General features: G+C 61.8%; 27 protein-coding genes and 2 pseudogenes. 16 read left to right on the top strand and 13 right to left on the bottom strand.

Going from position 1 to position 25,698, the window contains the following annotated elements:
• The first annotated feature begins 6 nt into the window (after window positions 1-6).
• From rfbB to SINAR_RS0103030, 4 genes and pseudogenes are all read left to right on the top strand, one after another.
• On the top strand, window positions 7-1,077 hold the full coding sequence (rfbB, locus tag SINAR_RS0103040; RefSeq protein ID WP_027997678.1) for a dTDP-glucose 4,6-dehydratase: 1,071 nt from the start codon (window positions 7-9) through the stop codon (window positions 1,075-1,077).
• Window positions 1,074-1,976, top strand: coding sequence for a dTDP-4-dehydrorhamnose reductase (gene rfbD, locus SINAR_RS0103035; protein WP_027997677.1), 903 nt, complete (start codon window positions 1,074-1,076; stop codon window positions 1,974-1,976). Before rfbB ends, rfbD begins: the two co-directional genes overlap by 4 nt.
• A 29-nt stretch (window positions 1,977-2,005) precedes the next feature.
• Window positions 2,006-2,116: pseudogene (locus SINAR_RS1000000138630) on the top strand (Sir2 family NAD-dependent protein deacetylase); the annotation flags it as partial.
• Between the two features lie 194 nt (window positions 2,117-2,310).
• On the top strand, window positions 2,311-2,943 hold the full coding sequence (locus SINAR_RS0103030) for a LysE family translocator (RefSeq protein WP_027997676.1): 633 nt from the start codon (window positions 2,311-2,313) through the stop codon (window positions 2,941-2,943).
• 62 nt (window positions 2,944-3,005) lie between these two features.
• Here the strand turns inward: SINAR_RS0103030 and tnpC are convergent.
• The 3 genes and pseudogenes from tnpC to SINAR_RS01000000133000 form a co-directional block, all read right to left on the bottom strand.
• Window positions 3,006-3,595, bottom strand: a pseudogene (tnpC, locus tag SINAR_RS01000000133005) (IS66 family transposase); the annotation flags it as partial.
• Complete coding sequence (locus tag SINAR_RS0103020) at window positions 3,591-4,409, bottom strand: SIR2 family NAD-dependent protein deacylase (protein WP_027997674.1); 819 nt, start codon at window positions 4,407-4,409, stop codon at window positions 3,591-3,593. The gene SINAR_RS0103020 and the pseudogene tnpC, both read right to left, overlap by 5 nt.
• A 132-nt stretch (window positions 4,410-4,541) precedes the next feature.
• Window positions 4,542-4,682, bottom strand: coding sequence for a hypothetical protein (locus SINAR_RS01000000133000; RefSeq protein WP_167333575.1), 141 nt, complete (start codon window positions 4,680-4,682; stop codon window positions 4,542-4,544).
• Between the two features lie 240 nt (window positions 4,683-4,922).
• Here SINAR_RS01000000133000 and SINAR_RS0103010 point away from each other — a divergent pair, with 240 nt between their 5' ends.
• Window positions 4,923-5,132 carry a CsbD family protein gene (locus SINAR_RS0103010; protein WP_027997673.1) on the top strand — a complete coding sequence of 70 codons (210 nt, stop codon included), beginning with the start codon at window positions 4,923-4,925 and terminating at the stop codon, window positions 5,130-5,132.
• A gap of 130 nt (window positions 5,133-5,262) precedes the next feature.
• On the opposite strand, the gene SINAR_RS01000000132995 is transcribed toward SINAR_RS0103010, so the two are convergent.
• Window positions 5,263-5,751, bottom strand: coding sequence for a DUF2267 domain-containing protein (locus tag SINAR_RS01000000132995; protein WP_084616962.1), 489 nt, complete (start codon window positions 5,749-5,751; stop codon window positions 5,263-5,265).
• 255 nt (window positions 5,752-6,006) lie between these two features.
• Here SINAR_RS01000000132995 and SINAR_RS0103000 point away from each other — a divergent pair, with 255 nt between their 5' ends.
• From SINAR_RS0103000 to SINAR_RS0102985, 4 genes are all read left to right on the top strand, one after another.
• Entirely contained in the window at window positions 6,007-6,294 is a 288-nt protein-coding gene (locus SINAR_RS0103000; protein WP_027997672.1) for a DUF2934 domain-containing protein, read from the top strand.
• Between the two features lie 402 nt (window positions 6,295-6,696).
• Window positions 6,697-7,194 (top strand): BON domain-containing protein, encoded by a 498-nt coding sequence (locus tag SINAR_RS0102995; protein ID WP_027997671.1) that lies wholly within the window; start codon window positions 6,697-6,699, stop codon window positions 7,192-7,194.
• A 54-nt stretch (window positions 7,195-7,248) separates the two neighbouring features.
• Entirely contained in the window at window positions 7,249-7,602 is a 354-nt protein-coding gene (locus SINAR_RS0102990; RefSeq protein ID WP_027997670.1) for a hypothetical protein, read from the top strand.
• Window positions 7,603-7,749: 147 nt separating this feature from the next.
• On the top strand, window positions 7,750-8,499 hold the full coding sequence (locus SINAR_RS0102985) for a DUF1236 domain-containing protein (RefSeq protein ID WP_027997669.1): 750 nt from the start codon (window positions 7,750-7,752) through the stop codon (window positions 8,497-8,499).
• A gap of 90 nt (window positions 8,500-8,589) precedes the next feature.
• Here SINAR_RS0102985 and SINAR_RS0102980 read toward each other — a convergent pair whose 3' ends face one another.
• A complete protein-coding gene (locus SINAR_RS0102980; RefSeq protein WP_027997668.1) occupies window positions 8,590-9,663 on the bottom strand; it encodes an AI-2E family transporter in 1,074 nt (357 codons plus the stop codon).
• 315 nt (window positions 9,664-9,978) lie between these two features.
• Between SINAR_RS0102980 and SINAR_RS0102975 the strand changes: the two genes are divergently transcribed.
• From SINAR_RS0102975 to SINAR_RS0102960, 4 genes are all read left to right on the top strand, one after another.
• Complete coding sequence (locus SINAR_RS0102975; protein ID WP_027997667.1) at window positions 9,979-10,863, top strand: helix-turn-helix domain-containing protein; 885 nt, start codon at window positions 9,979-9,981, stop codon at window positions 10,861-10,863.
• 126 nt (window positions 10,864-10,989) lie between these two features.
• Entirely contained in the window at window positions 10,990-11,649 is a 660-nt protein-coding gene (locus SINAR_RS0102970; protein WP_027997666.1) for a 2Fe-2S iron-sulfur cluster-binding protein, read from the top strand.
• 3 nt (window positions 11,650-11,652) lie between these two features.
• On the top strand, window positions 11,653-12,639 hold the full coding sequence (locus SINAR_RS0102965; protein WP_027997665.1) for an FAD binding domain-containing protein: 987 nt from the start codon (window positions 11,653-11,655) through the stop codon (window positions 12,637-12,639).
• Window positions 12,640-12,661: 22 nt separating this feature from the next.
• The gene (locus SINAR_RS0102960) at window positions 12,662-14,947 is read left to right on the top strand and encodes a xanthine dehydrogenase family protein molybdopterin-binding subunit (RefSeq protein WP_027997664.1); all 2,286 of its coding nucleotides are present in this window, start codon (window positions 12,662-12,664) and stop codon (window positions 14,945-14,947) included.
• Window positions 14,948-15,256: 309 nt separating this feature from the next.
• Here the strand turns inward: SINAR_RS0102960 and SINAR_RS0102955 are convergent, their stop codons facing one another.
• The 8 genes from SINAR_RS0102955 to uxaC all read right to left on the bottom strand — a co-directional run bounded on the left by SINAR_RS0102955 (window position 15,257) and on the right by uxaC (window position 22,455).
• Window positions 15,257-15,595, bottom strand: coding sequence for a cupin domain-containing protein (locus SINAR_RS0102955; RefSeq protein WP_027997663.1), 339 nt, complete (start codon window positions 15,593-15,595; stop codon window positions 15,257-15,259).
• A 6-nt stretch (window positions 15,596-15,601) separates the two neighbouring features.
• A complete protein-coding gene (gene kduD, locus SINAR_RS0102950) occupies window positions 15,602-16,366 on the bottom strand; it encodes a 2-dehydro-3-deoxy-D-gluconate 5-dehydrogenase KduD (RefSeq protein WP_027997662.1) in 765 nt (254 codons plus the stop codon).
• Window positions 16,363-17,211 (bottom strand): 5-dehydro-4-deoxy-D-glucuronate isomerase, encoded by an 849-nt coding sequence (gene kduI / locus SINAR_RS0102945; protein ID WP_027997661.1) that lies wholly within the window; start codon window positions 17,209-17,211, stop codon window positions 16,363-16,365. The genes kduD and kduI overlap by 4 nt, the downstream gene beginning before the upstream one ends.
• A gap of 127 nt (window positions 17,212-17,338) precedes the next feature.
• Window positions 17,339-18,088 (bottom strand): FadR/GntR family transcriptional regulator, encoded by a 750-nt coding sequence (locus SINAR_RS0102940; protein WP_027997660.1) that lies wholly within the window; start codon window positions 18,086-18,088, stop codon window positions 17,339-17,341.
• Between the two features lie 8 nt (window positions 18,089-18,096).
• Window positions 18,097-19,380 (bottom strand): TRAP transporter large permease, encoded by a 1,284-nt coding sequence (locus SINAR_RS0102935; protein ID WP_027997659.1) that lies wholly within the window; start codon window positions 19,378-19,380, stop codon window positions 18,097-18,099.
• Between the two features lie 4 nt (window positions 19,381-19,384).
• Window positions 19,385-19,945, bottom strand: coding sequence for a TRAP transporter small permease (locus tag SINAR_RS0102930; protein ID WP_027997658.1), 561 nt, complete (start codon window positions 19,943-19,945; stop codon window positions 19,385-19,387).
• Between the two features lie 89 nt (window positions 19,946-20,034).
• Window positions 20,035-21,012, bottom strand: a complete 978-nt coding sequence (locus SINAR_RS0102925) for a TRAP transporter substrate-binding protein (RefSeq protein ID WP_027997657.1) — start codon at window positions 21,010-21,012, stop codon at window positions 20,035-20,037.
• A 33-nt stretch (window positions 21,013-21,045) separates the two neighbouring features.
• Window positions 21,046-22,455: a glucuronate isomerase gene (uxaC, locus tag SINAR_RS0102920; protein WP_027997656.1), complete on the bottom strand. Its 1,410-nt coding sequence runs from the start codon at window positions 22,453-22,455 to the stop codon at window positions 21,046-21,048.
• 158 nt (window positions 22,456-22,613) lie between these two features.
• Between uxaC and SINAR_RS0102915 the strand changes: the two genes are divergently transcribed.
• From SINAR_RS0102915 to SINAR_RS0102905, 3 genes are all read left to right on the top strand, one after another.
• The gene (locus SINAR_RS0102915; RefSeq protein ID WP_027997655.1) at window positions 22,614-23,633 is read left to right on the top strand and encodes a Gfo/Idh/MocA family protein; all 1,020 of its coding nucleotides are present in this window, start codon (window positions 22,614-22,616) and stop codon (window positions 23,631-23,633) included.
• Between the two features lie 116 nt (window positions 23,634-23,749).
• Entirely contained in the window at window positions 23,750-24,742 is a 993-nt protein-coding gene (locus tag SINAR_RS0102910; protein WP_027997654.1) for a YihY/virulence factor BrkB family protein, read from the top strand.
• Between the two features lie 84 nt (window positions 24,743-24,826).
• Window positions 24,827-25,345: a DUF2231 domain-containing protein gene (locus SINAR_RS0102905; protein WP_027997653.1), complete on the top strand. Its 519-nt coding sequence runs from the start codon at window positions 24,827-24,829 to the stop codon at window positions 25,343-25,345.
• Window positions 25,346-25,698: the final 353 nt, after the last annotated feature.

The following is a 25,698-nucleotide window of genomic DNA, read 5'->3' as shown; positions in this document are numbered from 1 at the left end:
GTAGCCATGCGAGTTTTGGTAACGGGTGGCGCGGGTTTCATCGGCTCGGCGGTTTGCCGGCACCTGATCCAAAGGGGGGCCGAGCGCGTGGTCAATGTCGACAAGCTGACCTATGCCGGCAGTCTTGCGTCGTTGCAGGCGGTGGAAGGCAATCCGCGTTATGCATTCTACCGGGCCGATATCCGCGACGAACAGGTTCTGCTGCAGATCATGCGGCGGGAGCGTGTCGACGCGATCATGCATCTTGCTGCCGAGAGCCATGTCGACCGCTCGATCGAGGCTCCCGACCTCTTTATGGAAACCAACGTCCTCGGCACGGTCAGACTGCTTAATGCAGCACTGGCCTACTGGTCCGGGCTTAATCCCGAACAGCACGAACGCTTCCGATTTCACCATGTTTCGACCGACGAGGTTTTCGGCGATCTTCCGTTCAACCGCGGGACCTTTTCCGAGGAGACGCGCTACGCACCCTCGTCCCCCTATGCGGCTTCCAAAGCGGCGGCGGATCATTTCGCACGCGCGTGGCACCACACCTACGGTCTGCCGGTGGTGGTTTCGAATTGCTCAAATAATTACGGCCCCTTCCATTTCCCCGAGAAGCTTATCCCGCTGACGATCATCAACGCGATCGAGGAGAAGCCGTTGCCGCTTTATGGTTCGGGCGCGAATGTCCGCGACTGGCTCCATGTCGACGATCACGCAAGCGCGTTGGAGCTGGTCATGAGTCAGGGCCGGCCGGGGGAAAGCTACAATATCGGCGCCCGTGCCGAGCGCAACAATCTGTCGGTCATGGAGAGCATCTGCGATCTGCTCGACATCCGATTGCCGCGACAGGGCGGTGACAGCTATCGGGATCTCATTACTCTGGTCCCTGACCGGCCCGGTCACGACCGGCGCTATGCGATCGACCCTTCGAAAGTCGAGCGTGAGCTTGGCTGGAGGCCGAAGCGGAGCTTCGAGGCGGGCTTGAGCGAGACGGTCGACTGGTTCCTCGCAAACAGGTGGTGGTGGGAGCCGATCCGGCGCGAGCGCTATTCCGGCAACCGCATGGGCGAGCAGCGGCGGAGCGTCGCGTGAGAATTGTCGTCACGGGCTGCGGGGGCCAGTTGGCCCTCAGTCTCGTCGAACGGGCCCGTGAGCTGCCGGACGTGGAAGTCGTCACAACCGGGCGGCCTCATCTCGATCTGGCAGAGCGGGCAACGATCCTGCCGGCCATCGAGCGATGCCGGCCGGACCTCGTCGTATCGGCGGCAGCCTATACGGCCGTGGACCAGGCAGAAGGCGAGCCGGAGACGGCTTTCGCAGTCAATGCATCTGGGGCTGGCGCGGTCGCTGAGGCGACCGCGCGCCTCGGAGTGCCGATCATCCATATTTCGACCGATTATGTCTTCGACGGGACCAAACAGGGGAGCTATGCAGAGGCCGATACACCGGCTCCGCTTAGCGTCTACGGCGCCTCCAAGCTCGCCGGAGAAAGGGCCGTTGCCGCGGCGAATCCCCGCCACCTCATACTGCGCACCGGCTGGCTCTACAGTCCCTTCGGGAAGAACTTCGTCAAGACCATCCTGAGGCTCGCCGAGGAGCGTGAGGAAATCGCGGTCGTTGCGGACCAGTGGGGAAATCCGTCGTCGGCGATCGACCTTGCCGATGGGATCCTCGATATTTCCGCGCAGCTGAAGCGACCCGATATGGACGCCGCTTTTGGTCTCTACCACCTGGCCGGTACGGGCCTTACGTGCCGGGCCGATTTCGCGCGGCATGCTCTTTCGGTGAGCCGTGCAGAGGGCGGACCCTTTGCGCAAGTGCGCGACATCACGACGGGGGCATTTCCCGCGCCCGCGCGCCGTCCGGCCAACTCCTCGCTGTCCAGCGCCAAACTGGCCCAGGCCTTCGGCCGGGCGATGCCCGTCTGGGAGCATTCGGTGGAGTGCGCCGTGAAGCGGCTTGTCCGGAGCACTTTCAATCAAACGCTCTAGACGGAAAACCGCCGCGTGCCTTTAGCGGAATTGCTAAGGCGGTGCTCAGAAACTGGGGCGTGACCGTTCTCGCCGGCGAAGGCGCCGATCCGCAGCAAGCGCTTCTCAGCTTCATCCGAGGTCTTCGCGCCGAACTCGGCAGCAAAACAATTCCGCTAAAGGCACGCGGCGGTTTTCCGTCTAGAGCAAGCGGTGTCCCATCCCCATCTTGAACCGTCGGGTGGAGTGTGGCTGGCAGGGCGTGGAATGACACAAGCCCACCGCAGTCTACTCATTGCGAAAGCCGTAAAAGTCTCTAGTGTTCGACCGCTAGGCCGCATAGGGATATTTTTGGATGCCGACGATTGAAGTCCTGCTCGCATTTGCAGTCACCACAGCGCTGTTCGCCTTCATACCAGGGCCAGCGATGCTTTACGCTGCAGCACGCACGATGGCAGGCGGTCGACGCGCAGGTTTGATGGCAGTTTTTGGCATAAATATCGGGGCATATGTGCATGTCATTGCCGCCGCCGCAGGATTGTCCGCGCTCTTTAACGCAGTCCCGGTGGCTTACACGATAGTGAAGCTCGTCGGCGCACTCTATCTCATCTGGCTTGGTATCTCATTGTTCCGGACTAACGAAGCTGGCACGGAAGCGTCGATTCCCGCCTTGCCGCAGTCGGCACGCAAGGCATTCGTTGAGAGCGTGGCTGTTGAGGTGTTGAATCCGAAGACCGCCATCTTCTTTCTAGCATTCCTTCCGCAGTTCGTTGATGCCAATGCGAGCCTGCCTCTGTGGGTACAGCTCGCTATTTTGGGCGCAATCGTGAACACCATATTCACCTTCGCCGATATTGTTTGCGTGTTGCTCGCAGGGCTGATCATGGAGAGGGTTAAGCAGTCGAGCCGAACACAAAGGTTGGTTCAGCGACTGGGTGGCACCATCCTTGTTGGGCTGGGCATGCATGTGGCGTTGCAGCGAACCTGATGAACGTTCGCGGCATCTCTTCGCGCAACAGACTCCCGCGAGATTAGCGTACCTCGGCATTCCCAGGGCAGTAACTCATCGATCCGGTTCTGCTTGTGGCCGTTGACAATGGCGGTGAGAGTGGCAGTCAGGTAGCCTGCGGATCGACAGCATTGAGTTTGCACGTTTCGATGAGCGATGCGATGGTCCCCCAGTTCTCTGCATCAGCATCATGGCCAGCAAACAGTGCGTTCTTACGATTGAGGGCAATCGGCCGGATGGTCCGCTCGACACTGTTGTTATCGATCTCGATGCGGCCGTCGGTCAGGAAGAGCTTCAGACCATCCCAGTATTTGGCAATGTAGGCCAAGGCTTCGCCGAGTGGGGACTTTGCCGCAACACGGGCACGGTGATGGACGAGCCAGGTATGCATGTCGGCAACGAGCGGCGTTGATCGTTCCTGCCGTCCAGCCAGGCGAGTATCAGGATAGAGGTCGCGCAGTTCGGCCTCGATCCGGTACAGGTCGCCGATGCGCTTGACGCCGTCCTCGGCAATGGGTGCTGAGCCGGTGCGGGTGATCTCCACTAGCTTGCGACGTGCATGGGCCCAACAATAGGCGAGCTGAATGTCTGGACCAACACGATCTGGTGCGATCAGCCTGTTGTATTTAGCTACCGAGTTCGGCGCGAAGATCTCGGATGAAGGTAAGAAGCGCTTGCTGCGGATCGGCGCCTTCGCCGGCAAGAACGGTCACGCCCCAGTTTCTGAGCACCGCCTTCTGCACGGGATTCGGCCGGTACATGAAGACGTAGGAAGGCGGCCGGTCCTTTTCGTGTCCGGACCTCTGCCAGGTGCTCCAGATGCGGTGGAGAAGCAGACGGATGTTCAGGTCCGACATGCTGTAGCCGATAAACAGCACGGTCGCCTCGAGTGCGTCGCTGCGAAAGCGGACGTCCAGCGGAGAGTCGAAGGAAAGGCGGTTGAAATAATCGGTTTCGGTCAGGATGAGCGTGTCGTCATCGTCGAAGTCGCCGTGATACTTGATGATCCGGGTGACCCCCGCGGGCGCGGAGGCGATGTCACGGACATGGCTGATCTTCGCGTAGCGTTGGCCGTAGACCTGGTAGGCGATTTCCAGATTGCTGTCGTAGTTGGTCGTATAGATTACCGGAAAGTCGAGCTCGACGATCAAGCGGTGCAACTCCGACCGTCCGATGCGCTCGGGTGAGACGCGCCAGTTGTGCCGCATCCATTCGCACAGAGAGGCGATATCTCCATGTTCAAGGCGATAGCATTCGGCGATCGTCTGGTAAGAGATGTCGGGATCACGCATCACCGATTCGTCGAGATGCAGTTCATTCAGGATGTGATCGACCAGCGTTTTCCAGGAAGGCAATCCGACGCTCATCGAAACGCCTGCCCCGACAAACAGCACGGCGTGCCGGCGCTTCAGCGCGGAAACGATCTCCTTGACGTGCTTCTTCATGTTCGCTCCTGTTCAGGAGCGTTCAACACACGAAGCTGGGAGATGTTCCCTCCTGCATGTCGGGCTTTGTGCGCCGACAGCCGCGCGGCGCAGTGGTGCCGCAGATGCGCTCTCGGGTCGCTCGCCAGGGCTTTACCGGCGCGCCTCGTCTTGAGCGTCCGCATGCGGCGGCTGATCGGGCGTTGCCCACTCCACCGCCGCGATGGCGGAGCCGAGCAGGAGGGCGGGCAGAGCGAGCGACGCGAAAAACCGGAGCACGTGACTGCGACGCATGCGCCTTTTATCCCGATCGTAAACCATCTTCCGCCCGCCTGAATTGATTGGAAACAGTCCTTGCATGATAGAAGCAGAGAAGCCCGTAATGGTCGAGTTCCCTGGGTAACACAACTCTGCGTCTATGGCGACGCATCACGGCAAACGGCCCTTGGAGGGCACAATCATCTATCGTTTCGATGAACCAAATGCGTTTTCGCGAGTTCCATCTTCAATGCATTTGAACCAGGAGGACTACTCATGGACTGGAATCGTGTGGAAGGCAACTGGAAGCAGGTCAAAGGAAAGGTCAAGGAGCAATGGGGCAAGCTCACCGACGATGACCTCGATCAGATCTCCGGAAACCGCGAGCAGCTCGAGGGAAAGATTCAGGAGCGTTACGGAATCGAAAAGGATCGGGTAAGACGCGATATAGACGACTGGTACGGTCGCCAGACGTGGGACTGGTAATCGCCAGGATTCCGATCGAAGCCCGCCAAGGCGGGCTTCGATCGAACTTCGATTCGCACTGACTCCATTGTTCTTTCGAACGATGAAGAAGGTGAATCCAGCTGTCTCGGCCCGAAGGACTGCTGCAGATTTACGCCGCGCCGCGCGCCGAGATTCCTCCGCCAGGGCCTCGGCTCGGAGCTTCGTTCAAAGCGCTCTCGGGCCAGAGTTGGCGGACGTCGTCCGTCAGCGAGGCCCGCACCTTTTCCAATTGCCCCCGATCGACGTGTCGCGAAAGGACGTGGAAGACGACCTGAGTCGCGTCGCGCGCGTTGACCGGGCGGATGTTTTGGAGCTTGGCACCTACCTGCTGAAGGAATTCATCCAGCGAGCGAGCCTCATTCGTCTGACGCGCGGGCTGCCATTGCTCGTAATAGCTGCCACGCAGCAGAAGGGGGAGCTGCGATGCAAGATGGACAGAGGTGTCAATCGGCAGGCGATCTCGCAGAGTGCGCAACACGGCGTTCAGCGCATGCCATGCGACCTGCCGATCGGGACCGAGTTCGGCCATGATCTCGTCCAGCCAGGTATTGGTGAGTTGCAGCGTCTTGTCGAAGACGTCGAGTCCGGTCGTGCTCATCACGAACCTCCTCATGCTGTTAGCCATCGATGGACAGAAGGCTTTCTTGGGGTCTCCGCACCCAATCTCCGCGAGCGCCGATTGTTCCCCTTGAGCGGAAGGCGATGAGAACGCCGGCCGAACAGGCATCTGCCGTGTCGCGCGACCGATGGTCGATCTTGACTTCCGCCGCCGCAACTATCCGCCTATGCTTGTGACCGGAGTCTGAAGCAGGCAGATCCACATGACCCGCGTTTTGCTCAGGAGGCCCATTCCATGACCACCGACGATGAACGGGACAAGCGCATCCGCGCACGCGCTTACGAACTGTGGGAGAACGACGGAAGACGTGACGGGGACCATGAGCGGCACTGGCACGAAGCCGCTCGGGAAATCGATGCTGAGGGCCATTCCGGCCTGGCATCGGACCTGCAGCCGGGCGGAGTGCAGCCCGGGAGCGGGCCGGGCAGGGGCGCCGGGAGCATCGGAAGCGAGGGAGCGGGCAGGGCCAACACCCCGGCGCGTGGCGCAGGCTCGCGGCGGAGCACCGCGAAGAAACGATAAAGGAGCGCCTCGGGCCCGGCCCGGGAGTGACACCGGAGTCTAACCTGAAGCTACGCACTTCCGGCGGAAAGACGTTACGCATTTTTCTGGAAGCGTGCTGAATTCGTCTGCACCCTGACAGCCTCGCATCATGGGCTTGTCGCCTAAATCGACGAGCCTTGGGCGTATACCTGCTCGGCGCAAAGCCTCGGACAAGCTTCGGGACGTTGCCCCCGGACCCGCGCCGGAGCGTTCTCTTTGCCTCATCCTTACGACGGAATGTTTCAAGCGCGGCGGAACGACCGAAAACCGGGCAGGTTTCGCCGGTGACCGCGTGCGCCTATGGGGCCGTCACCGGAAAACCAGATTGAACAAAAGTCCGTCGGTTTTGTTTGAGTCCTGCAAAACGAAAAGGAGATCGCAATGAAAGTGCCCCGCAAGGAAAAGGCGCTCTCGCGCGATGAGGACTACCGCGATTATGAGGAGCGCAATCTTCGCGAGGGATGGCCCTACTCGGATGGTAGCGGCAGTAGCTCGCGCAGCCCCGAAAACAGAAGCTATGGCACCACCGGTGCGAATTTCGACGAGGAACGCGGAAAGGGCTACATCGTGGATGAAGCCGGTGCGGACGGCCTTGAGGAAAATTCCGCCGACGGTGGTCGTCCCCTCCCGCCGGACCGCATCGACAGCGACGAACTGGAAGCGGCAATCACGGATAGGCTCAGCGCAAGCGGCGAAGCGGAGGCCAACAGCATCGAGGTGCGCGCCGAAAAGGGCATCGTAACCCTGGAAGGAGCCGTCGAAACCCTGGCGATGGCGCGGCGGCTCGGGGCGATCGTTGAGGCTGTTCCCGGAGTCCTGGAGGTTCGCAACAATCTTCAAACCCTTGGCGTCGATTCGCACATCCCTGACGACGGGTAGCAAGGCCGCCTTTGCGGTTGCTTCGCCGCCGCCGGGACATCGATGGAGGGTTCAATGGCAATGTTCGAGATATTGACCGATCAGGACGTGGCTGACGAGCTCGGCGTCGCCGTGGTCGTGCTGACCCGCGATGAGGATCTCGGTCGCCCCCGCAAAGGGATCATGCTGACGCAGGAACTCGTCGACGATGCCTTCGAAGGCGATCGTGGACGAGCCGCCGAAGCGGTGCGATCCGGCGTAATCGACCACGAGGCGATGCGTCGGATCGACAGCCCGGACAGGCTGGTCTACGAACCGCGAGGTGATCCGGCCGCATGGTGGCTTGCGGCCTTCACCCGCGACGATCTGGGATTGTTCGAAGGACCCGTGCGCTCCGGCGGGACTGGGGCGGGCGGAATCACGAGCTAGACCAATCCCAGGAAAGGTGCGCAGACCGTCCGGAATTTCGACACAAGCGGAAAAGCTCTCGATCCTCCGCACAAGTGGGTTGACGCGGAACAATCCTGGCAATCCGCGGTTGGCTTGCGGAAGGGACGTTCGAATGGAGAACATCCGATGAAGGGTATCCTTATCAGGAGCGCGATCGCTTTAAGTCTCGGGGTTGCGTCCTCCCCGGTCTTTTCGCAGACGGAACAGCCGGCTCAGGGCCAATCCAGCGAATGCCCGGCTGGGACGGAATGTCCACAAGGCGGCGCGCAACAGGATCAGCCTGACGCCCAAGGAGGTGCGACACAGCAGGAGGGTGAGACTGGCCAGGACCAGCAGCAGCCCGCCGATCAGCAGCAGCCGGCCGATCAAGGCGGTGCCGGCGAGCAGCAGGACCAACAGGACCAGCAACAGCAGCAGCCTGACCAGCAGCAGGACCAGCAAGGCGAAACTGGCACGCAGCAGGACCAGGGCGGCTCGCAAACCCAGGAACAGGGAACCGACACGCAGAACCAGCAGCAGGACTCGGAGCAGCAATCTTCACAAGGCGGATCCGATCAGCCCGGACAAGGCGAATCCCAGTCGACCGAGCAGGGCCAGACTTCCGGCTCGTCCGGAAACGTCGACGTGACTGTAGAACAGAAGACGGAAATCACACAGATCATCAAGGAGGAGAACGTCGAGCCTGTCGACATCGACTTCGATGTATCCGTCGGAGTGACGGTACCGGAGACAGTCAAAGTCAAGCTGCAACCGCTTCCGGTCCGGATCGTGAAAATCGTACCGGAATACGAAGGTTACCTGTTCTTCGTCCTGGCGGATGGCCGAATCGTCATTGTGGAACCGTCGTCGCTGGAGATCGTAGTGATCCTTGCCTGACGGCAGTGCTGACGAAGGGTCCGGCTCATCGGTCGGGCCCTCCCTGTCGCCGTGACGGATTCAGGCCGGCCCGGCCCGAATTGCAGTGGCCTACGGATTCCTGTTGTGTTGGCGCCAGATATCCAGCAGCAGCAGCGTCACGGTGAAGGCCACCGGCCCGATCACCAGCCCGGCCGCGCCGAATACGATGATGCCGCCGACCATGCTCATGAACGCCGTCAGCGTGTGGAGCTTCAGCCGGTCTCCCACGAAGATGGGATATAGTAGGTTGTCTATGGTCGCCACAACTCCCGCGCCCCAGGCGACGAGTATAAGCGCCTTTCCCCAGTCGCCGCTCAAGGCCAGCGACAGCGCCGCCGGAAGCCAGATGATGAAGGCGCCGAGCACCGGTACGATGGCGAGCAAACCCATGGCAAGGCCCCAGACAACCGGCGCCGGCAGACCGAGGAGCCAGAACATCAGGCCGCCCATCGCGCCCTGTATCACCGCAACGGCCACCGTGCCGAATACAATGGCATGCACCGTTTCGTTTACCCGCATGAACAGCTGGTTCATCTCCTGCGAGCTGAAAGGCGAATATTCCTTCAGCGCGCCCAGCGCCTGCTCGCCGTCACGCAGGAAATAGAACAGAAAATAGAATGTCAGGATAGCGTCGACGATCTGAGCAACGGAACCGCGTACGAATGAAGCGCTGAAGTTGGTGAGCCAACTGGTTGCGCTGCCCGCGATCCCGGCCAGATCGAGTTGCGTTTCGATCCAGACGACGACCGGCGCAAGGCGTGGATAGTTGGCGAGCGCATCGCGCCATGTGCCCGACCTCACGGCTTCCTCGACGATCTGTGCACCTTTGGCAGCTTCGTTCACCAGCCGCTCCGCCATGAAGGTGAGCGGAACAGCCACGACGAACAGGGCAATCGCCACGGTCGCCGCGGCCGAGGCTTCCGGGTAGCGGAAGCGTTTTTCGATCCGACGATGCAGCGGCCGGAACATCACAGTGAGTACGAGCGCCCATGTGAGAGCGGGCAGGAAGGGTACGGCGAGGAAATAGCAGATCACCAATCCGACGGCGAGAGCGACAAGGATTGCCAATGTCCGCGAACGCCGCGGCGTCAGTAGGCGGTCTGGAGCATCCTTTTCCTCACGTACGGAAACACTCTTCGCCATCGCGTTTTCTTCGCCCGTTTGCGACAGTTTGGGTCCAGTGGGCCAGACTTGTCAAAAGATAACGCATCTCAACCGAAAGACGTTGCGACAGCCTGACGTAAGCCGGCGCACCATGCGAGGAATTGCCCCCGACAGTTCCCGTTGGCTGGCTATTGGCGTGGCCACTACACGACACTTTGAACATGGTTTGGTGGCGCAATCGGCGCGGATGCCGGAGAGTTCGTGCAGGCGAAAAGGTGAGAACCGTGGGGGGCATGGCAATGCCTCGTGCGCGCCGGCGCGGTTTTTGTTCGGTGGAACACAGGACGATAGGACATGTCTTTCAGGCCGCTTCTCGGTAGTGGGCGGATTCGGGCTGCCGGAGAGCAGTTGACGCAGCCCACCACAGCTTCCTGGGCAGGTTCCTCGGTCCTTTTCGATCGTCGGCGGTGGGCCTGCCAGGAAGCCGAACTTCGCTGGACGGCGCCGCATCACCTACTCGTTCTGACGGAGGAAGGCGCCACCTCGCAGACCTCCATCCGATCCGATGGGAAGGTGGTTTATGAGGGGCGGGACCGATCTGGTGCGATAACGTTCGTGCCCGCGGGGGTGGAACGCCTCGGTGCCTATCGTGACGTCGATCTTACCTATTCCGCCCTGTGGATCGATCCGCGGTCCGTCTCTCCCACCAGTGATCACCTGAAGGAATTACCGGTCCTGGTAAACAAGAGCGACAGCGTGATCAGCGCGCTGTTGAAATCGCTGAGCAGCGAGATATCCAGCGGCCATATCCCCGATCTGGCCTATATGGAACATCTGATCGCACTCATCACTTTGCGGATACGGGGCTTCGCCGATGAGCCCGTCCCGGCTCCCCGCCATGGTTCCCTTGGCAGCCGCGTGGTCAAACGGGTCCGCGACTATATCGACGCACATCTCGATGGCGACATTTCCCTCGGCGATTTGGCCGATGTCGCCGGTGTCGCCTCGGATTCTTTTGCGCGCCGCTTCAAAATCACCACCGGCTTCGCGCCTTACGCCTATGTGCTCGAGGAACGCATCCGGCGTTCGGAGGCGCTCCTGTGCGAGACCGACGCCGCGCTGAGCGCGATCGCCTTGACCTGCGGCTTCTCGAGCCAGAGCCACTTCACCACGACCTTCAAGCGCCTGCGAGGCGTCACTCCGCACGCTTATCGGTCAAAGGTTATTCCGGAATCCTGACAATCCCGCCGATTTCCTGAAAGAAATGGCACGCGCGGGCGGCCATGTTGTCTCGTGTCGATGCGCGCCACCCGGTGCGTTCCAGGCGGCGTGCATTCACCTCGCAGTCGAATCCGGAGATGACTCATGGACGATACGCAAAAGGACAATGGACCGACGCGAAGAGCGGTGCTGGAGGGCGGTGCAGCCACGGCCCTCATCCTCATCGCCGGCCTGCCTGTCGGGCTTTCCCCTGCAACTGGTGCTGCTGCTGCGCCGTCAGCAAGCCCGACGCCCACGCTGCCGGTGCTGCTCAACATCAATTCCAATGATATTGCGGTGGAGGTGGATCCGCGGACCACGCTGCTCGACACCTTGCGCAACCATCTCGGTCTCACCGGTTCGAAAAAGGGTTGCGACCATGGTCAATGCGGAGCCTGCACCGTGCTTGTGAATGGACGCCGGATCAATGCCTGTCTGACGCTCGCCGCGATGCATGAGGGCGATGAGATCACCACGATCGAGGGACTTGCAGGTGAGGACGAACTTCACCCGATGCAAGCGGCATTCATCGAACACGATGGTTTTCAGTGCGGCTATTGCACCCCCGGACAGATATGCTCTGCAGTCGGAATGCTGCGGGAGGTCAGGGAAGGTTGGCCGAGCCACGCAAGCGCTGATGTTGCGGCCGCTCCCGCAAAGCTCACGGATGCCGAAATCCGCGAGCGGATGAGCGGCAATCTCTGCCGTTGCGCCGCTTATCCCAACATCGTAGCCGCCATTCGCGATGCGGCAGAGAGGTCATGAAGCATGCAACCCTTCTCCTATCAACGGGCCGACACAGTGGAAACGGCCGTTGCGGCCGTGGCGGGCAGACCGGCGGCACGTTTCATCGCCGGGGGCACCAATCTCCTGGACCTGATGAAGCTGGGTATCGAGCGCCCGGAGCATCTCGTTGACATCGGTCGTCTGGCGCTCGACCGCATCGAGCCGACCGACGAGGGCGGATTGCATATCGGTGCTCAGGTCCGTAATAGCGTTCTTGCCGCCGATCCGACAGTCAGGTCACGCTACCCGGCTCTGTCTCAGGCGCTGCTGGCGGGCGCCTCCGGCCAGATACGAAACAAGGCTTCGACAGGCGGCAATCTTCTCCAACGTACACGATGCCCCTATTTCTACGACCGCAACATGCCTTGCAACAAACGAGAACCGGGGGCCGGTTGCGCCGCGCTCAGGGGCTTCAACCGGATGCATGCGGTCATCGGAACGAGCCAGGCGTGCATTGCCGTGCATCCATCCGACATGGCTGTCGCCATGGCGGCGCTCGACGCGACGGTCGAAACCGTCTCACCGGGAGGTGAAACGCGCTCGATCCCGATCGGAGATCTCTACCGGCTGCCTGGCACGACGCCCCACCAGGAGACCGTGCTTGCCCACGGCGAAATGATTACCGGCGTCACTCTGCCGCCACCGCCTGCGGGCCGGCAGGTATATCGCAAGGTGCGCGACCGTGCCTCCTACGCGTTCGCCCTCGTTTCCGTTGCAGCGATCGTCGAGGTTTCCGGCAATCGGGTGCGAAGCGCTCGTCTCGCCTTGGGCGGCGTCGCGCCGAAACCCTGGCGGGCACTGGAAACGGAGAGCAGGCTCGCCGGTGCGGCACTGTCGGACCATGTCCTGACGGACGCCGCGGAAGCCGCCCTGGCGGGAGCCGTCGGATATGGCGGCAACGACTTCAAGATTCCCCTGGGCAAGCGGACGGTGCGTTACACGCTCGCCTCCGCGGCCGAACAAGCGTGACGCGAGCAGACTGGTGGAAACTATGACGGATAAGGCGCAGCGAAATACCACAAGCAGTGGCGGCAGCCTCATCGGCAAGCCCGTCGATCGCGTCGACGGACCGACCAAAGTTACGGGCACCGCTACCTATGCCTACGAAGTTGCGGAGGGCCCGCCTCCGGTTTTCGGCTTTGTGCTGGGTGCGGGCATCGCCAAAGGCCGCATTCTGGAAATCGAAACGGGCCTGGCAGAGCGAACGCCGGGCGTCCTTTACGTGATGACGCATCTGAATGCACCGCCCCAACCGGAATTTGGTCCCGCCGTCACGCCGGCCGCGCGCGAGGTTTTCACCCGTGCGCGACCGGTGCTCCGCGACGACCGCGTTCGCCACTATGACGAGCCCATCGCCCTTGTGGTCGGCGAGACCTTCGAGGCCGCACGCGCCGCTGCCGCCCTCATCAAGGTTCGCTACGAAGAAGCAGCCGGCGACTTCGGCCTGGCCGAACGCCGCGGAGCGGCCTACGCACCGCAGCGGACCAATGCAGGCTTTGATACGGATAGCGCAATGGGCGATTTCGATGCGGCCCTTGCGGAGGCGGCGTTAAGGATCGACGTGACCTACCGTACGCCCTACCAGCACCACAATCCGATGGAGCCCCATGCGACACTGGCGATCTGGCAGGGTGACGACGTGACGATCCATACCTCGGCGCAGACCCTCTCGAACTTTCGTGCCGGTCTCGCTGCCACGCTCGGCATTCCGTTCGAGCGCGTGCGCGTGATCAGCCGTTACATCGGTGGTGGTTTCGGCTCCAAACTGATCGTCCATGCCGATTCGGTGCTCGCCGCTTTGGCCGCGCGCATGCTCGAAAGGCCCGTCAAGGTGGCCCTAACGCGCCAGCAAATGTTCGCCAATGCGGGGCACCGAGCGGAAATGCTCCAGAACGTTCGATTGGGCGCAAGCGCCGACGGGAAACTGCTGGCTCTCGGACACGATGTCTGGTCGGCGACCTCTCGAGTTGAGGAATTCTGCGAGCAGACGGCGGTTTTCGCCCGTTCGCTCTACGCCGCACCCGGTCGCCTGACCCGCCACCGGCTCGTTCCGGTAGACCTCAACAGAGGCGAGTGGATGCGATCTCCGGGCGAGGCGCCAGGCATGCTCGCGCTGGAATGCGCCATGGACGAGCTGGCCGAGCGGCTGGGTCTTGATCCGATCGAGCTCAGGATCCGCAACGAGCCCGATCTCGATCCGGAACGCGAGGTGCCGTTTTCCACGCGCAACCTGGTGGCATGCATGCAGGAGGGGGCACGGCGCTTCAGTTGGGGACGGCGCAATTCGGAACCGGGCAGTCTGCGCGAAGGCCGCAAGCTGGTTGGCCTCGGCATGGCGGCCGCGATCCGCCCAAACTACATCGGAGCGGCCGCGGCCTGGGTCCGGATCGACGCGGAGGGACGAGTGACCGCTCGCCTCGACATGACCGATATCGGTACGGGGACCTACACCATCCTGACGCAGATTGCCGCGGATGCCTTGGGCGTTCCGCTTGCGGCGGTTACGATCGAGCTTGGGGACAGCCGCTTTCCCCTGACGGCGGGCTCCGGCGGTTCCTGGGGAGCGGCAAGCGCCGGGACGGCCCTCTTGCGGGCGTGCGAAGCGCTAAGACAGAAGATCGTGACGGTGGCGCGCACGCAACCGGGGGCACCGGCTCAGAATTCCGGGGCTGCCGAAGTCACGATGGTCGAAGGAGCGGTCCGCTTCGGCGACAGGGCGGAAGCGTTGCCGGAATTTATGCGGCGCGTCGCGCCCGAAGGGCTCGACGCCACGGGTTCGGTCGAGGCCGGTGCGAGTACCGAGAGCTACCGCGCATTCTCGCAGCATTCGTATGGCGCGCATTTCGCCGAGGTCAGCGTCGACTGCGACACGGGAGAGATCCGCGCGAGGCGCATGCTCGCAGTGATCGGCGCCGGACGCATTCTCAATGCGAAGACGGCCCGTTCACAGGTTCTCGGAGGTATGACCTGGGGTCTCGGCGCAGCCTTGATGGAGGAAACCGTCCTCGACCGGCGCTACGGATGTTTCGTCAATCATGACCTTGCCGAGTACCACCTTCCGGTCAATAGCGACGTTCCCGACCTCGATGTCGTGTTCATCGAGGAAAACGATGACAAGGCCAACCCTTTCGGCGCAAAGGGCCTCGGAGAGCTCGGCGTTTGCGGTGCCGGCGCGGCGATCGCCAACGCGGTCTACAACGCCACCGGGGTAAGGGTTCGCGAGTTCCCGCTGACCCTGGACAAAGTCCTGCCGGGTCTGGCGAGGGTTGCGCTTTGAGTTCCGGCGAAAGCGTGCTGCGGATCCCTTCAGGGTCGGTGTCGAGCCCATCACCAGACCTTCGGTGTCGTGTTTGTGAGTGATGGGGATCACGTCGTAGTAATCACCAATTACCATTGTGTCGTGCAATTCGGCATGGCCGGCGCCGGGTGCATCGACGCCGAGGACCGTCACCGGCCGCCTCGCGCGATGGATGAAGCCGACGTCGGAAGCGGCGGACGCACGCCGCAGGCGGGCTGCGACGGGCACCAACGATGCGAGCCAGGCACTTCCGCAGGGAAAACCGCTACACAGTGCTCCTGACGTGCTCTATTTCAGGAAATCGGCGCGGTGCGGCGTGAAGCTGTCGATGAGCCGGCCGGCCTCCAGCGCCTTGACGCCATGGACCACGCCCGACGGAGCGATGAAACTGTCGCCGGCGGCAAGAACCTGCGTGTGCTCGCCGACCGTGACTTCGAACTTTCCCTCTGCAATGTAACTCGCCTGCACATGCGGGTGCGAGTGGAGCGCGCCGACACCGCCTTTCTCGAAGGCGAATTCGACCAGCATCAGTTCGTCCGTATGCAGGGCCACCCGCCGGCGATTGCCCTGACCAAGATCTACCCATTCGCCTTCATTGCCGCGGGCGAAAAGTTTCGTGTCCATCATCTTCTCCTATCTGGCGAGCCAACCGCCGTCGACGGGAACGACGGCGCCATGCATGTAGTCGGAGGCCGGTGCAAGCAGGAACACCGCCGCATCGCCGATATCGTCCGGCGTTCCCCAGCGCCCCGCCGGTATGCGCTCGAGAATGGAGGCGCTGCGTTTTTCGTCGGCGCGCAGAGCTTCCGTGTTGTTGGTAATGATGTAGCCGGGGGCCACAGCATTCACATTGATGCCCTTGTCAGCCCATTCGCATGCCAGCAATCGGGTGATGCCGAGGGCTCCGTGTTTGGACGCGGTATAGGAAGCGACGCGGATGCCGCCCTGAAATGACAGCAGCGAAGCGATGTTGACGATTTTGCCGCGGCTTTCCTCGGCAATAATCCGGCGACCGAAGGCCTGACTGAGGAAGAACAGCGAACGCAGATTGACGTCGATGACATCATCCCAGTCGGACTCGGTGAATTCCACGGCATCGGCGCGACGGATGATTCCGGCATTGTTGACCAGGCCCTGCAGCGGGCCGTGCTCATCCCACAAGCCGTCGATGAGGGAGCGGATTGCTTCGCGATCCGAAAGATCGGCACCGGCCGGAATGAAAGCGCCGCCGGCCTCGGTCACCTTCTTTTCGGTCTCGTCCATTGCGGAGCGGCCTACGCCGATGACCGTGCCGCCCGCCCGGGCGATCGAAACCGCGATGCCCTGCCCGATGCCGGTATTGGCACCGGTGACGACGATACGGCGGCCGGCAAGGCTGAAGCGTGACGGCACGCTCATCGGAGCGTCTCCATAGGCACCATCTCCACATCGGTATAGTCGACGTTGTCGCCGGCCATCGCCCAGATGAACGCGTAGTTCGCGGTTCCGCAGCCCGAATGGATCGACCAGGGCGGAGAAAGCACGGCCTCCTCCCTGGCCATCACGATGTGCCGGGTTTCGTTCGGTTCGCCCATGAGGTGCAGGACGCGCGCGCTGTCATCGAGGTCGAAATAGAGATAGGCCTCCATTCGCCGGTCGTGCACGTGGCACGGCATGGTGTTCCAGACCGAACCTGGGGCAAGCTGCGTCATGCCGACGACCAACTGGCAGGTCTTCACGCCTTCGGGGTGGATGAACTGGAAGATCGAACGTTCGTTCGAAGTGGCCGCACTGCCGAGGTCGAGCCGTTTGGCGTCGCCGATGCGGATATGGCGCTTTGGCAGCGCCTGGTGAGCCGGCGCGCTGAGCAGGTAGAATTTGGCGGGCGCGGCGGGGTCTTCGGAGGAAAACGTGACCTCCTCGCCCATGCCGGCATAGGCCATGTCACGCGGCTCGAGCCGGAAGCTTTCGCCCTTCATTTCGATGCGTCCCGGACCGCCGATGTTGACGGCGATGAGCTCGCGCCGCTCGAGAAAGCGCGCCGTGCCTGTTGGGCGGATGGTCTCGAGGGCCAAGGGTGTGTCGACCGGCATCGCTCCGCCCACGATCATACGATCGTAATGGCTGTAGGTGAGCGATATCCGTCCCGGCCGGAACAGATCACCGATGTGGAAATTCGCACGCAACGCATCGGTATCCATGCGCGCGGCGGCTGCCGGGTCGACGGCGAAGCGAATGGTGTAGTCGATATGGCCTGCGGTCATCGGCTCACTCCTCGAATTGGTGCACGTCCAGGAAAGGTGTTGGTTTCCGTCGGGATGTGCGTAGTTTTAAAATGTCAGAGTGCTTCGCCGTTCTAGCGGAACAGACAAACCTCTGGAGATAGGGCAGTCAGACGTTGCGCTTGGCCGCCCCCCAGGCGGCCTGCTGTCCGCTCAGCCGGACGCGGTAGCGATCCTGGCTGGCGGCAAGGTGGGCGCGCATGGCGGCGCGGGCTGCTTCCGGATCGCTTTCGGAAATCGCTTTCAGGATGGCGAGATGCTCGCGTTGGAGGCTTTCCTGATATTCACGCGAAACCACGCTTTCGGTCCCCCAGGGGGAGGTGACGTCGCAGGGGATAGCCCTGTGGCCCAGCGCATCGAGAACCTCCACGTAATAGGGATTGTTGGTCGCAGCCGCGATTGCCCGGTGGAAGGCAAAATCGCTCTTTCCCGTCGCCTCGCCGCGGTCGAGCAGGCGATCGAATTCGAAAAAGGCTTCCTGGATCTGGGCCTCCTGGGCGCTATTGCGCCGAAGCGCCGCAAGACCCGCGCTCTCGATCTCCAGTCCCATGCGCACCTCGATGACGTTGAGCGCATGGGAGATCTTGTTGCCGACGTCGAGGCTGATCGAACCGAAGGCAAGCGTCGGGTGGTCCTTCACGAAGACGCCGGCACCCTGCCGCGGCTCCACGAGGCCGTCCGCGGCGAGGGTTGCAATCGCCTCGCGCACGACCGTGCGGCTGACCCCGAAGAACTCGCTCATCCGGCTTTCCGTCGGCAGCTTCTGGCCGGGCTGTATTTCGCCTTTCAGAACCTGCTCCCTGATTGCGTTCGCGACGCGCTCGGAAAGTTTCGGTTTGCGTTCGGTCAGAATATCCATCAGGCATGTCACCCTTTGAAGACGGCCGGCAGCCACAGCGAAAGGGCCGGAACATAGGTGACGAGTCCAAGGACGATCAATCCCGCGAAATAGAAGGGCCAGACGCTGCGCATGGCCTCCCAGACGGAAATGCGGCCGACGGCGCAGGACACGAATTGCACGGCACCCACCGGCGGCGTGTTGAGGCCGATACCGAAGTTCAGGATCATGATCACCCCGAAATGCACCGGATCGACGCCATAGGCCATAGCCACCGGCAGGAAGATCGGGGTGCTGATGATGATGGTCGGCCCCATGTCCATGAAGGTGCCGAGGAACAGCATCAGGACGTTGAGCAACAGGAGCACGATAATGGGGTTGTCCGAGATCGTGTTCATCCAGTCGATCAGCGCCGTAGGCACCCTGAGAAAGGCCATCAACCAGGAGAAGGCGGCCGCCATGCCGATGATGAGCAACACCATCGCCGTCGTGCGGACGGCGCCGAAGGTGGCATGTACGAAATCCTGCCACGTCATCTGACGATAGACGAACACGGTCACTGCCAGCGCGTAGAGCACGGCGACGCAGGAGCTCTCGGTCGCGGTGAATACGCCCGAGCGGACACCGCCGAAAATGATGCCGATGAGCAGGAGGCCGGGGAGCGAGATCAGCAGATACCGGCCGACCCTGGCAAAGCCGGGAAAGACTTCCGTCGGATAGCCGCGGCGGCGCGCGACGAAATAGGCCGTTACCATCAGTACGGCCGCATAGAGAAGGCCCGGAATGATGCCGGCGGTGAAGAGATCTGCGATCGAGATCTTCCCGCCTGCGGAAATCGAATAGATGATCATGTTGTGAGAGGGCGGCAACAGGAGCGCGATCAGCGCCGCCATTGAGGTGACGTTGACGGCGTAATCGGTGCCGTAGCCGCGCTCCTTCATCTGCGGAATCATGAGCCCGCCGACCGCTGCCGCTTCCGCCACGGCGGAGCCGGAAATACCGCCGAACAGAGTTGCTGTAACGATGTTGACCTGTCCGAGCCCGCCGCGGATGTGTCCGACCAGCGAGGCCGCGAAGGCCACGATCTTCTGGGCGATGCCGCCACGCACCATCAGGTCGCCGGCATAGATGAAGAAGGGGATGGCGAGCAGCGAAAACACGCTCATGCCGGAGTTGAGCCGCTGAAAGATCACCAGCGGCGGCAGGCCGAGGTAGACGACGGTCGCAAACGAGGCGACGCCGAGGCAGAAGGCGATCGGCGTGCCGATCAGCATCAGAGCCGCGAATACGCCGAAGAGGATTATCATGTCCATCGCGTCAGGCCTTTATTTCCGCTGTTTCGAGTTCGGCTGCAGCCTCCGCCGGCGGCATTTCGTCGAGAACATCATCGATCGGCTCGCCAGCAAGGCGCAGGACGATGCGCTCCAGCGCGAACAAGCAAATGAGGACACCGCCTGCGGCAAGCGGGACGTAGCTCCAGCCACCGGAGACCTGCAGGGAGGGAAGCGTCGTGTTCCATGTCAGAGCGATAAGCTGGGCCCCGTACCAGATCATGCCGAACCCGAAAGCGAACGCGACGAGATCTGAGATCATACGCAGCCACTTCTTGCCGGTTTTCGGTACCACGTAGAGCAGCACGTCGAAGCCGAGATGGTAGTTTTCGCGCACGCCGACGGCAGCGCCAAGAAAGATGAACCAGCTCATCAGCATGACGGCGCCGGGTTCGGTCCAGCTCGGCGAGTCGTTGAGCACGTAGCGGCAGAAAACCTGCCACGCGACGATGCCCGTCATCGCTACGAGGCCTGTACCGGCCAGCCAGAGCGAGAGCGTGCCCAGCCAGGAGAGACCCCGGCCTAATTTTGCCAATCCGTTAGACAAGGCTTTATTCCCATCGAAAGGACGGGCAGGCGGCTACAGCGGCCTTTGCCGTGAGGCGAAAGACGCTGCGGGCCTGCCCGTCTGGCTCGTCACTGCACCGCGCGAACGTCCTCGACCATCTTCTTCAGCACCTCATCGGTGACGTGCTTTTCGTAGACCGGCTTCATCGCGTCGATGAAACCCTGTTTGTCCGGCGTGGTGATCTTTGCGCCGGCCGCTTCGACCTTCGCACGCGACTCCGCGACCTTGGCAGCCCAAAGCTCGCGCTGCTTGGCGACGCTGTCCTTCGCGGCCTGCCTGAAGATTTCCTGGTCTTCCGGCGTGAGCTTGTCGAAGACTGCCTTGTTCATGACGAATACCTCCGGAAGGATGGTGTGTTCGTCGAGCGAATAGTTCTTTGCTACTTCGAAATGCTTGGCGGTGTCGTAGCTTGGAAAGTTGTTCTCAGCGCCGTCGATAACGCCCGTCTCGATGCCCGAATAGACTTCGCCGTAGGGCATCGGCGTAGCGTTGGCACCGAGCGCGGCCACCATGTCGACAAAGATGTCCGACTGGATGACGCGGAACTTCAGGCCCTTCATGTCGGCAACCGAATTGATCGCCTTCTGTTTGTTGTAGAAGGAACGCGCGCCCGCGTCGTAGAAGGCAAGGACCACGACCCCGGCGCCTTCGAAGGCCGTCTTGATCTGGTCGCCGATCGCGCCGTCCATCACCTTGTGCATGTGCTCTTCCGAACGGAAGAGGTAAGGCAGCGCCGGAACGATCGACTCCTTCACCGTTCCGTTGAACGGGGCCATAGACACCCGGTTCAGCTCAATGACGCCGGAACGTACCTGCTCGATCGTGTCCTTTTCCTCACCGAGCTGCGCGGAATGGTAGACCTCGACGGAGTAGCGGCCGGCCGTACGCTCCTTGACCAGCTCACCGAAATACTTGACCGCCTCGACCGTCGGATAGCCGTCCGGATGCGTGTCGGACGAGCGCAGTACCGTCTGGGCATTGGCTGCATTGCCGATGAATGAAGCGGCGACCAAAAGACCCGCCGCCAGTTTGACCAGAATTTTCATGCTTTTCCTCCCGTTTTGGCATGATGTGAATTCCTAGAGCCTGTACGCCTCCTTCACGAGACCATAGGCAAGGTCCCGCGCAAGCTCGTACGCCTCATCCTCCCTCAGGCGATGCTCCGCGACCAGACGCGCGAGAAACGCGCAGTCAACCCGGCGCGCTATGTCGTGGCGCGCGGGAATGGACGGAAACGCCCTTGTGTCGTCGTTGAAACCGACGGTGTTGTAGAAGCCTGCCGTCTCGGTAGTCATCTCACGGAACCGGCGCATGCCCTCCGCGCTGTCGTGGAACCACCAAGCGGGCCCGAGCTTCAGCGCCGGGTAGACGCCTGCAAGCGGCGCAAGTTCGCGCGCATAGCTCGTCTCGTCCAGCGTGAATAGGATGACCGTCAGATCGCGCTCGAGCCCGACCGCGTCGAGCAACGGCTTGAGGGCGGTCACATAGTCCGTGCGCGTCGGAATATCGAAACCCTTGTCGCGACCGAACTTTGCCAGAATGGCAGGCGAGTGATTGCGGAAGGAGCCGGGATGGATCTGCATGACGAGCCCGTCGTCCAGGCTCATCTTCGCCATTTCGGTCAGCATCTGCGCCCGGAACAGGCGCCGCTCGTCGGCATTCGCCTTGCCCAGGCGCACCTTGTCGAAGAGTGCCGCCGCCTCTGCCCGCGGGAGATTGGCCGTGTCTGCGGTCGCATGGCCGTGATCCGTCGAGGTTGCACCGAAACTCTTGAAATAGGCGCGGCGGGCGCGATGCGCATCCAGATAACCGGCCCAGGTTGCGGTGTCGCAGCCTGCGATAGCACCGAACTTGTCGAGATTGGTCGCGAAGCCTTGGAAATCGGGATCGACCACCGCGTCGGGCCGGTAGGCCGGGACGACTCGTCCCTTCCAGCCGCTTTCGCGAATCTTCGCGTGCCAACTCAAGTCGTCCAGAGCACTGTCGGTCGTGGAGATCACCTCGATATTGAACCGCTCATAGAGCGCGCGGGGCCGATAATCCGGGCGCGACAGGTGCTCGGCTACGTGGTCGTAGAGCCGTTCCGAATTGGCGGCACAGGGCAGCTCGTCGATGCCGAAAAGCTCGGAAAGCGTATAGTCGAACCAAAGCCGTGTCGGCGTGCCGCGGAAGAGATGATAGTTCTCGCAGAAACGCCGCCAGATAGCGCGGCCATCCGTCTCGACCGGCGAGCCGTCGAGCGTCGGAACGCCGAGCTCTTCCAGCCTGATGCCCTGGCTGAACAGCATGCGGAACACGTAATGATCGGGTACGATGAGTAGCTGCGCGGGGTCGGGAAAGGCTTCGTTCAGCGCGTACCAGCGTGGCTCGGTGTGCCCATGCGGACTGACGATCGGCAGATCACGCACTTCGGCATAAAGCCTGCGCGTCATCGCACGTGCGCGCTCTTCGCCCGGAAACAACAGATCTGGATCGATCAGTCCCTTCATTGCTCTCCCGCTCCTCCAACAGGTGCTCTATGGCTACGGCTTGTAAATTATATTGTCAACATACAAACTTCATGAAGTTGTATGATGACTTTCTTGCCGTGCATCGAAGCAGGATGTAGGTAGAGGTCTGGAGGAACTTTGACCGGGGGAGTGACGGGATGGAAAAGACGCGCATCGGCGTGATCGGGCTCGGCATGGCGGCTGCGCCGCATGCCCAGGGTCTGCTGGACCTCAAGGAGAGAGTTGAGGTCGTTGCCGCATTCAGTCCCACGCCCGCGAGACGGAATGCCTTTTCCGAGTCCTACGGTTTTCCAACTTGCGACTCCGCCGAGACGATCTTCGGCGATCCGTCGATCGGGGCCGTCCTCATATTAACGCCGCCCAATACCCATCTCGACCTGGTCCTGCAGGCGGCTGAATCGGGTAAGCATGTGCTCCTCGAAAAGCCGCTGGAGATTACGCAGGAGCGATCGGAAGCACTGGTGAAGGCGGCGGAGCGCGCCGGCATAAAACTCGGCATCGTGCTTCAGCACCGCTTTCGCACGGTCAGCCAGGAACTCGCGAAACTCATCGATGAGGGCCGTCTCGGTGAGATCGTCAGCGCTTCGGCCCGGCTCCACAACTGGCGGCCGCAGAGCTATTACGACCAGCCGGGTCGCGGAACACGGGCTCGCGACGGGGGCGGCGTGCTTCTCACCCAGGCCATACACACGCTCGATCTTCTGGTTTCCCTCGCGGGCCTTCCCGAAGAGGTAAGCGCCTATGCGACGACGAGCGAGATCCATCGCATGGAAACCGAAGACTTGGCGATGGCGGCGATTCGCTTCGCCGGCGGCGCGATAGGCACTGTGAGCGCCACCACCTGTGCCTATCCCGGCTATCCGGACGAGATAGACATTATCGGAACAAGGGGCATGGCGCGTCTGGACGGGCGGCGTCTTGCCGTTTCCTTCCACGACGGGACGGAACTTTCAATCGAAGACGAAGCCGCGGGTGGCGCCGGCGCCGATCCGATGGCCTTCCCCCATTACCATCACCGCGCCGTGCTTGCCGACTTCCTCGATGCCATCGAAGGTTTCGGCGAGCCGCGCGTCAATGGGCACGAGGCGCTGAAGGTCCACCGGCTTATCGATGCGATTCTCGGCGCTGCGGAAAGCGGGCAACCGCGCCGCATCTGAGCCGGCCGCCTCGCCTCTGTCGCCGCCGAACGCCCCGGAACAAGCTATTTTCCCCGGCGTTGCTTATGCATGCGACGAGGGCAGGCCCCGTCCCGTCATCCGGCGAGCGTAAAGTCATGGGTGCGAACGAAGCCGAACTTCCCGAAAAACTGGATGCCGTTGAGCCGGGCAGGGGGCGCGGTGCCGCCACGCCGGGAGAAATCCCTGCGAAAGGTATGCGGGATGTCTTCTGGCGCGTCCTCTCCGAAATTGCCGAAGAGCGTGTCGTGCTGATAGCCGCGGGGGTGAGCTTCTACCTTCTCCTGTCGCTCTTTCCCGCGATGGGTGCCCTCGTCTCGATCTACGGGCTGGTCGCGGACCCTTCCGAAATCGGCACGCATATCGGTATTCTGCAGGTGCTTCTGCCGGAGGACTCCTACGGATTGATCATGGACCAGCTGGAGACCCTGACGACGCAAAAGCCCTCCACCCTGGGCATCGGCTTTTTCGTAAGCCTGTCGATCTCCCTGTGGTTGGCAGCCAACGGCATTGCCGCCCTGTTCGACGCCATGAATGTCGCCTATGGGGAAAGGGAAAAAAGAGGCTTTCTGTCGAGAACCCTCCTGTGCATCGCGTTCACCTTCGCGGCCCTGCTGTTTGCGGTCGCGCTGATCGTGGCGGTCGGTATCGTGCCGGCGGTGCTGGCCTATGTATGGGTCGATAGTCGGGTCGAACTCGCGACCAGAACGGCGAGGTGGCCGGTCATGCTCATGCTCGTCACGTTCGGGACCGTCCTCATCTACCGTTTCGGGCCAAGCCGGGAGCGGGCGAAACTGCGGTGGCTGAACTGGGGTGCGGTGTTCAGCACCTTGTTTTGGTTGGCCGCCTCATGGCTCTTTTCCTACTATCTGGAACATTTCGCCAACTACAACGCGACATACGGCGCTCTCGGCGCGCTCGCCGGTCTCATGACATGGGTGTGGATTTCGGTGATGATCCTCATCATAGGCGCGCTCATCAACGCCGAGCTCGAACACCAGACGGCGGTGGATTCGACGACAGGCGAACCGCTTCCGATCGGAGAGCGCGGTGCTTACGTGGCGGATACGATCGGCAAGGCGGCTGACTGATCAGCCGCTGCACGCGCTGCAAGGAACAATCACGGCCACTCGCGCGTTCAAAAGATCGGGCTTGCGGTGCTGGAGGACCATGTCATGGCGGATCGTGACCTTTTGGGTCTGGCGGCCAGCGCGAAAATAGGCGGGCATCCGATTCATCCGATGCTCGTTCCCTTTCCGATCGCGCTTCTGGTCGCCGCGTTCGTTTCCGATCTCGTATATCTCGCCAATGGGAATTCATTCTGGGCCGACGTATCGATGTGGTCGGTGGGCGCAGCGATCGTCACGGCGGCACTGGCCGCTCTTGCCGGACTGACGGATTTCCTCGGAAACTCCCGCATCCGGGCCATCAACGACGCCTGGAGGCACATGATCGGCAACGTCATCGTCGTGCTCCTCGCAATTGCCAGCTTTTGGCTGCGCTACGAGAACGGCGCCGCCGATGCCGTCTGGCCCTTTGGTTTGCTGCTTTCTCTCATGATCGTTCTCCTGCTCCTCTACACGGGTTGGAAGGGCGGAGAGCTCGTCTATCACCATCGTATCGGCATCGACACCGAGACTGATGAAAGCGATGTAACGCCACCCATGAGGGGACATACGACCAGACATACCTAGTCCATGGTCGATCTGGGGTTGGGTGAGATCGCTTCTACGGAACCTTTCGGCCCACTCGGCGGTTCTACAAAGCTCAAGGGCGAGGTGAGCTTTGGATCAACCACCAGTTCGACCGGACGGATTGCAAATCGAAGAGCATCGCAGGTTCCAGGAGAGTTTCTGGAAGGCGGAGCGGATCGCCTGGATCTTTTTCGGGCTCACGCTCTTGGCGGCCATCCTGGGTGCCACCGGCTCCGGAGGACCTTTCGAAAGGCAAACCGTAACCTTCGCCGGCGGGTCCGTGGAAGTGGCAAGGTTCAGTCGCTGGGAAGCCTCCGACACGCTGAAAGCCTCATTGACAGGAAGCGGTCAAG

This window comes from Sinorhizobium arboris LMG 14919 (genome assembly GCF_000427465.1).
Taxonomy (GTDB): Bacteria; Pseudomonadota; Alphaproteobacteria; order Rhizobiales; family Rhizobiaceae; genus Sinorhizobium; species Sinorhizobium arboris.
The sequence above is the reverse complement of the archived record's forward strand: the minus strand, read 5'-3'. Positions and strand labels throughout refer to the sequence as shown.